At 75.5% G+C, this 5,598-nt stretch carries 5 protein-coding genes and 1 pseudogene; 4 read left to right on the top strand and 2 right to left on the bottom strand.

Annotated elements, in window-relative coordinates:
* The 4 genes and pseudogenes from VR44_RS45400 to VR44_RS29495 form a co-directional block, all read left to right on the top strand.
* Window positions 1–535: pseudogene (locus tag VR44_RS45400) on the top strand (hypothetical protein); the annotation flags it as partial.
* Window positions 474–902 (top strand): hypothetical protein, encoded by a 429-nt coding sequence (locus VR44_RS45405; protein ID WP_052713885.1) that lies wholly within the window; start codon window positions 474–476, stop codon window positions 900–902. The pseudogene VR44_RS45400 and the gene VR44_RS45405, both read left to right, overlap by 62 nt.
* Entirely contained in the window at window positions 899–2,008 is a 1,110-nt protein-coding gene (locus VR44_RS48595) for a helix-turn-helix domain-containing protein (protein WP_052713886.1), read from the top strand. Before VR44_RS45405 ends, VR44_RS48595 begins: the two co-directional genes overlap by 4 nt.
* A 102-nt stretch (window positions 2,009–2,110) precedes the next feature.
* Entirely contained in the window at window positions 2,111–3,106 is a 996-nt protein-coding gene (locus VR44_RS29495; RefSeq protein ID WP_045950671.1) for an AraC-like ligand-binding domain-containing protein, read from the top strand.
* 4 nt (window positions 3,107–3,110) lie between these two features.
* Here VR44_RS29495 and VR44_RS29500 read toward each other — a convergent pair whose 3' ends face one another.
* Complete coding sequence (locus VR44_RS29500) at window positions 3,111–3,854, bottom strand: GPR1/FUN34/YaaH family transporter (RefSeq protein WP_045950672.1); 744 nt, start codon at window positions 3,852–3,854, stop codon at window positions 3,111–3,113.
* Window positions 3,855–3,870: 16 nt separating this feature from the next.
* Window positions 3,871–5,598, bottom strand: a 1,728-nt coding sequence (locus tag VR44_RS29505; RefSeq protein WP_045950673.1) for an amidohydrolase, incomplete at its 5' end; no start/stop codon positions are given.

A 5,598-nucleotide genomic window follows, 5' to 3' on the forward strand; every position in this document is an offset into this window, starting at 1 on the left:
GGTCACCGATCTGCTGGAGCGCACCTTCGCCGACCAGCTGGACGCGCTGCCCGCCGCCACCCGCGCCGCGCTGGTGGTCGCCGCCGCCGCGGAGGGCGCCGCCCTGGCCGACGTCCTCGCCGCGCTGCCGTCCGGCCCCGACACGGAGGTGTGGCTGCCCGCCGAACGCGCAGGACTCGTACACCTGCAGGCCGACCGCATCGCCTTCCGCCACCCCCTGATCCGCTCCGCCGTCTACGGAGCCGCCCCGTTCGCCGAGCGGCGACGCGCACACCTGGCGCTCGCGGCCGTCCTCGGCGCGGACCCGGACCGGCGGGCCTGGCAGCTGTCCGCCGCCACGATCGCCCCCGATCCGGACGTCTCGGGATCCGGACGTCTCGGGCGAGCTGGAGCGCACCGCCCTGCGCGCCCTCGCCCGGGGCGCCGTCGCCGAGACCGTCGCCGGCCTCGAACGCGCGGCCCAGCTGCACCCCGTGACGGCCGAGCGGACCCGGCTGCTGTCGACCGCGGCCTACGCGGCCGTCGTCGCCGGTGACACCGAGCGGGCCGAAGCCCTCGCCGCCGAAGCCTCCCGCCTCGACGTCGGCGCGGAGGCGCTGCGCTGGATAGCGGCGCTCAGCGGCCTCGTCGCCATGCTGACCCTGCGCCTGGAGCGCGCCTTCGCGCTGGTGGTGCCCGACGAGCTGCCCGGCTCGGCGCAGATCGACGCCGGCGTCTCCACGATCGCCACCGGCATCGCTTACCACTCGGGGCTCCCCGCGCAGCGGGAGCGGCTCCGCCCCATGCTCGCGGCACGCGCCGCGGACGACGGTATGGCCACCCACCCGTACCACCTGTGGGACACCGGAGTCACGGACCCGTTCGTCCACGACCGGCGATCCGCGCCCTGCTGCCCGCCGTGACGGCCTCCCCCGGCCTGCTCCCCCCCGAGCGCCACACGCTGGGCGTCCTGTGCCTGCTGCTCGACGAGACCGAGATCTCGATCAGCCTGCTCGGCGAACTCGTCAACCCGCAGTGGGAGGGCGCTGCGGACTTCCATGCCGGGACCACCGCCGCCGACCTGGCCTTCGCCCATCTCGACGGCGGCCGGTGGGCCGACGCCCGCCTCGGCGTCGAGCGACTGGCCGAAACGTTCCTGGCGGGCCGGCACACCCTCGGGCCCGCCCGTGCCCTGGCCGCGCTCGCCACCGTGTGCGCCCTGACGGGTGAGGCGGAGACGGCCCTGCGCCACGCGGCCGCCGTCCTCGCCGTCACCGAACCGGCCGGGGCGCTCGCCACCGTGGCCCGCGCCCACCGGGCCGCCGGTCTGGCGGCCGCCGCCCTCGGGGACCACACCGCCGCCCACCGCCACCTGCGCGCCCTCTACGACGCGGCGGGGGCACCGCTGCACTACCACCTGTCCTGCTACGCCGTCGCCGACCTCGCGGCCGCCGCCGCGCTCACCGGCCGCACCGAGGAGGCCCGTACCGTCCTCGCCCAGGTCCGTGCCGAGGCCGGCGACGGGGCGTCGGCCCGGCTGCGCCAGGTCCTGCTGCGTGCCACGGCGCTGCTCGCCGCTCCGGCCGACGCGGGAGGGCACTTCCGGGAGGCCCTGGAGGACCCGGCGGGCCGGCGCTGGCCCTTCGAACGGGGCCAGGTGTGGCTGGAGTACGGCGAATGGCTGCGCCGGCAGCGGCAGATCGCCGACGCCCGCGCGGCCCTGACCAAGGCGCGCGAGGTCTTCGACGGGCTCGGAGCCGGCCCGTGGGCGTCCCGCGCCGAGGCCGAACTGCGCGCGGCCGGCATCGCCGTCGAATCGGCCCCGCACAGTGCCCTGCGCTCGCTGACCCCGCAGCGGCAGCGGATCGTCCGCCTCGCCGCCCAGGGCCTGACCAACCGGGAGATCGGCGAGCGGCTGTTCCTCTCCCCCCGCACCGTCGGCACCCACCTCTACCAGGTCTTCCCCGCACTGGGCGTGTCCGCGCGCAGCCAGCTGCGCGACGTGGTGGAGCGGGAGCCCGGGGACTGAGGCGCCCGGGCGTCCACGGCGTACGTCATGTGACGGATGGCCGCGGCGCGCGGGGATCCGAGAGTGGGAGCAGAACGACGCCTACCGCACCCGGAGCCCTCCATGCCCGTCACACGGTCCACCCTCGCGCTGCCGCCCGGTGAACGCGCCGACTACTGGCACGAGCTGGTGTCCGGCACCTTCATCCCGCTCGACGTCCGGCTGCACGAACCGGTGCCCTCGGCGGGGACGATCACCAGCCGGCGGCTCGGCCCCCTCCAGATCTCGGAGGTGGAGGCCGGGCCCCAGACGGTGGACCGCAGCACGCGCAGGATCGCCCAGGGCGGCGAGGAGTACCTGACCGTCACCCTCCAGCAGCGGGGAAGCGCCCGGCTCACCCAGGAAGGCCGCCAGGCCGTCGCCGGGCCCGGCACCTTCACCTGCTCGGACGCCGGCCGGCCCTACCGGCGCGAACAGCCCGACGCCTTCCGCTTCACGGCCTTCCGGGTGCCCAAAGCAGCCCTGGGCCTCCCCGACGCCGATCTCCGCACCGCCACCGGCACCCTGTTCGACGGCGCCTGCGGGACGTCCGCCCTGGTGGCGGCGTTCCTGGGCCGGCTGGCCGAGCAGGCCGCCGGCTTCGAGCCGGACACCGCGCACCGGCTCGCCCTGACCACCTCGGATCTGCTGGCCGTCCTGTTCCGCGAACGGGGCGGCCGGCTCGACCCGCAGGCGCCGGAGCACGCGCACGGCATGCTGACCCGGGTGCAGGAGTACGTCCTGCTCCACCTGGGCGACCCCGCCCTCGGGCCGGAGCGGATCGCGGCGGCCCACCACATGTCGGTGCGGTACCTGCACAAGCTGTTCCGCACCGGGGGCACGACGGTGGGGCGCTGGATCCTGCGCGAGCGGCTGGAGCGCTGCCGCCGGGAACTGGCCCGGCCGGCCCGGGCCGTCCCGACCGTGGCGGCCGTCGCCCAGCGCTGGGGGTTCGTCAGCCCCTCCCACTTCAGCCGGGCCTTCCGTGCCGCCTACGGCATGACGCCCCGCGAATGGCAGGCCGCCGCCCGCCTCCGGCCGGCCGTGACGCCCGGCCCGGCGGACCGGGCGTCACGGTGACGGCTCACAGGGTGCGCCGTACGCCTGCCTGGCGCTCGATGTTGCGCAGCTGTACGGCGAGGTCGCCCTCCACGGCGTGGTGCGCGGGTCCGCTGCGGCCGATGGGCAGGACCTCCTCGCTGCGCATGTCCTCCAGCATCAGGGCGAACGCGGCGTAGGCGGCGGCGAGCGCCACCAGGATGCCCAGGGCCCCCGCCGTACGCGTCGGCCATTCGGCGCCGGTGAGTCCGCCCAGGCCGGTGGCGGCCCAGCGGGGCAGGGAGACCACGAGGACCAGCCACAGGGCCCGCTTGGGCCGGGTCACCGCCGCCATGAGCGCCCCGAAGCACAGGAACGCCAGGTTGAAGACGCCCAGGACCCGGGTCCCGCCAGGTGCGCCGCTGCCCAGGACCAGGGCGTACGCGAGCCAGCTGCCGGCGAAGACGCCCATCAGGGTGGCCGCGATCACGTCCCGCGCCTGGAAGGCCAGCACGCTGACGAGGAGTTGCAGGGCGAAGGCCGGCAGGACGCACAGGGCGACGGCCCGGCGGTCGGTGGTGTCCAGGAGGCCCAGTTGCAGGCATCCGGACAGCACGGAGGCGATGGCCACCGTGAAGAAGCCGAGGGGCATCGGCGAAGCGATGGGGCGCAGGGTGATCCGGGTCATCGCCCGCAGGTCCGGTTCGAAGCGGCGCTCGCCTCCGGTTCCGGGCCCGGGTCCCTCCGCGGGCTCGGGTGCGGGGGGTTCGCCGATGGGGTCGGTGCTCATCCGCCGGTCCTCTCGTTCAGTGCGACAGGCACGGGTCGACGGGGTGGGCCGGCCCGGGCAAGGGATCGGTGCCGGTGCGGGCGGCCCGCCAGGCGCGGTGCCGTCCGGACTCGGCGACGGCTTCGGCCACGGTGTCGGCCTGCGCGGCGCCGTCGCCCCGGGCCGCGTAGCCGCCGAAGTGGGCCACCGGACTCCAGGCCGGGGCGACGGGCGGTGCCTCCTCCTCCAGGCCCGCGTACTCCGCCGCCGCGTGCACGATGCGCCCGCCGACCACCGTGAGCACGGATTCGATGTCGGGGATGGTCTCGGCGGGCACGGTGAAGTAGTCCTGGGAGAGGACGGCGAGATCCGCGTAGCAGCCTTCGCGCAGTACGCCCTTGACTTCGTCCTCGCCGGTCAGTCGGGCTCCGCCCCGGGTGTACAGGTCGAGGGCCTGCCGCCGGTCGAGGAGGTTCGCGGGCGGGTAGAGGGGTGTACCGCCGACGGTCCGTCCGGTGACGAGCCAGTGCAGCGCCACCCACGGGTTGTAGGAGGAGACGCGGGTGGCGTCCGTGCCGGCGGCGACGGTCAGGCCCCGGTCGAGCATGGCGCGGACCGGGGGCGTGCGGGAGGCCGCCTCGGCGCCGTAGCGGTCGAGGAAGACGCCGCCCTGGAAGGACATCCGGTTCTGCACCGACAGGGCCCCGCCGAGGGCGGCGATCCGGTCGAGGCTGTCGTCGCGGACCGTTTCGGCGTGGTCGAACAGCCAGCGGTTCCCGGCGGGGAACAGACCTTCGGCGGCGAGCTTCTCGAAGACCGCGAGATCGCGGCGGATGGTCTCGTCGTAGGTGGCGTGCAGCCTGAAGCCCCAGCCGTTCTCCGCCAGCAGCCGGACGGCCTGCTCGAACTCGGCCTCGTAGCCGTCGTCGAGGGCGGGGCGGGGTTCGGCGAAGTTCTCGAAGTCGGCCGCGGCCCAGGTGAGGTTCTCGCCGGCGCCGGCCAGGCGCAGCCATTCGTCGCCGTCGCCGGGACGGACGGTCTCGGTCCAGCGGCGCAGGTCGTCCAGCTCCTGGCCGGGCGTCTGCGGGAAGAGGTAGTAGGCGATGCGCAGGGTCAGTTCGCCCGAGCGGGCCAGGTCGGTGACGGTGGCGTAGTCGTCGGGGAAGTTCTGGAAGCCGCCGGCGGCGTCGAGCGCCGAGGTGAGGCCGAACCGGTTGAGTTCGCGCAGGAAGTGGATGGTGGAGGTGCGCCGGTCGGCCTCGTCCAGGCGCGGTGCCTTGGCGAGGGTGGAGTACAGCACGAGGGCGCCGGGGGCGGCCAGCAGCACTCCGGTCGGTTCGCCGTCGCGGCCGCGTACGATCTGTCCGCCGCGCGGGTCGGGGGTCTCGCGGGTGAACCCGGCGGCGATGACGGCGGCCCGGTTCATCAGGGCCGACTGGTACAGGTGCAGGACGAAGACGGGGGTGTCGGGGGCCGCCGCGTTGAGCTCGGCGACCGTCGGCATGCGGCGCTCGGCGAACTGCTCGGGGGTCCAGCCGCCGACGACGCGGATCCACTGGCCCTTCGGGGTTCGGCCGGCCTGCTCGCGCAGCATGGCCAGGGCGCGGCGCAGGCTGCGCACGCCGTCCCAGCGCAGTTCCAGGACGTAGTTGAGGCCGCCGCGGATGACGTGCAGGTGCGAGTCGTTGAGCCCGGGGACCAGTCGGCGGCCGAGGGCGTCGACGACCCGGGTGGCGGGGCCGACGAGCCCGGCGAGCTCGTGGTT

The organism is Streptomyces katrae, assembly GCF_000966975.1.
In the GTDB taxonomy this organism is placed as follows: Bacteria; Actinomycetota; Actinomycetes; order Streptomycetales; family Streptomycetaceae; genus Streptomyces; species Streptomyces katrae.

Bases quoted from the DNA above. Each gene is read 5' to 3' on its own strand.
- VR44_RS29495 (WP_045950671.1), top strand. From the start codon at position 2,111: ATGCCCGTCACACGGTCCACCCTCGCGCTGCCGCCCGGTGAACGCGCC.
- VR44_RS29500 (WP_045950672.1), bottom strand. From the start codon at position 3,854: ATGAGCACCGACCCCATCGGCGAACCCCCCGCACCCGAGCCCGCGGAG.